Below are 887 nucleotides of genomic sequence, written 5' to 3'. Positions count from 1 at the left end.
CCTTCTGTGCGTTTGGCGTCGGCAATTGGCCGCACCGGGCGATCGAGCCGCTCTGCGAACTCTCGTTCACGCCGCTCTGCAGCCCGACGCTGCTCAACAAGGTCGGCGGTTTTTCCCGACCGTCGGACGTGCTGCGCGCCAACCTGCTGCATCTCGACGACACCGAGGATTGGGCGCGCTGGCTGGCGCTGTCCAAGGTGGAAAACCCCGACATCGAGGGTGGCATCTTCTTTTCCGACATGAACCTGGTCTTTTCGGCGGCGATTGCCGGCCAGGGCATCGCCATGGGCGACGAACTGACCAGCCGGCGGGCGCTGAGCGAGGGCCGGCTGGTCAGGCCGTTCGACATCGCGATCAAGTCGCCACGCTCTTATTTCCTGGTCTCCGAACACGCCAAGGCTTCGCATCCGGTGCTGGAAGCGTTCGCGGGATGGCTGCGGTCGAAACTCCAGGAGAACCGCATTCTGCCGTATTGAGGGCAAGGCGGCGCCATCTCGCCATAGATGAATGGAATTTGCCGATCACGCGAAAACTATTCGGTTGCGGTGAGCCGGCACCCTGCCTACGATTTCGACAAGCGTTAGGGAAAGGGCAGTATGCAGCAACCCGGCCGTGCCGCAGAGATCAAGGCAATCGGGATCGGCAAGAGCTTCGGCTCGTTCCGTGCGCTGGACAATCTGTCGCTCGATATCGGCCGTGGCGAGTTCCTGACCCTGCTGGGGCCGTCGGGTTCGGGCAAGACCACCTTCCTGATGATCCTTGCGGGCTTCGTGCAGCCGACCGAGGGCAAGCTGTTCAGCGACGGCGTCGACATCACCGACCGACCGGCAGAGCAACGTGCCGCCGGCATGGTGTTCCAGGGCTACGCGCTGTTCCCGCATATGAGC

2 protein-coding genes are annotated in these 887 nt (G+C 63.1%); both read left to right on the top strand.

Annotation, left to right across the window (positions count from 1 at the left end; translation table 11 throughout):
* On the top strand, positions 1–476 hold a 476-nt coding region (locus EOA22_RS35460; protein WP_245478785.1), incomplete at its 5' end, for a LysR substrate-binding domain-containing protein.
* Positions 477–596: 120 nt separating this feature from the next.
* The coding region (locus tag EOA22_RS35455; protein WP_127390706.1) for an ATP-binding cassette domain-containing protein at positions 597–887 on the top strand (291 nt) is incomplete at its 3' end.

It is taken from the genome of Mesorhizobium sp. M7A.F.Ca.US.014.04.1.1 (genome assembly GCF_003998745.1).
Taxonomy (GTDB): Bacteria; Pseudomonadota; Alphaproteobacteria; order Rhizobiales; family Rhizobiaceae; genus Mesorhizobium; species Mesorhizobium ciceri.
The sequence above is the reverse complement of the archived record's forward strand: the minus strand, read 5'-3'. Positions and strand labels throughout refer to the sequence as shown.